Here is a 514-nt window from a genome sequence, read left to right as displayed (position 1 = left end):
TCTGTTCCCAGAAATAAAGTACGTATATGTCCGGTCCAAGTTGTGGGTAATACAATCATGGGATCATCGATGGATCCTGACATTTTGATTCAGTCACCTAATTGCTTCATATATATATATATATATATATATATATGTCAACTACACATAAACAATTTTTTTGAGGAAATTCAGATTCCCCCACCTATTAAAATAGGGGTAATCCGGTGTAGCCAACAAGATTTGAACCTTAGTGGTGAACTTATCACTGACCCCTTTGCAACTACACATAAACATAACTGTACTTTGTATATTTCACAAATTCTGGGCACTCTTGAATAAAGGGAGGTCCGCCCATATGGTTACAGTAGAAAACATCATGTCTATTCTGCAGTGGCCATGAATGAAGAAGTTGTAAAAACTCATCAGCAGGTATGGCTAAATGGCCTCGATCGACATGTCTGCTGCGCTCAGTGCGCGCCCACGCACGCACCGCTCCTGAATCGATGGCTCTTCTTGAAGACCACATGCTCTT

Annotated in this window: 1 protein-coding gene; it reads right to left on the bottom strand. The window is 40.7% G+C overall.

Translation table 11 applies throughout. The features are described from left to right. Positions 1-262: 262 nt before the first annotated feature. Positions 263-514: hypothetical protein (locus ACQY5W_RS13645; protein ID WP_428025513.1), on the bottom strand; the 252-nt coding region annotated here is incomplete at its 5' end.

The organism is Arcobacter sp., assembly GCF_050300555.1.
Taxonomy (GTDB): Bacteria; Campylobacterota; Campylobacteria; order Campylobacterales; family Arcobacteraceae; genus Arcobacter.
The sequence above is the reverse complement of the archived record's forward strand: the minus strand, read 5'-3'. Positions and strand labels throughout refer to the sequence as shown.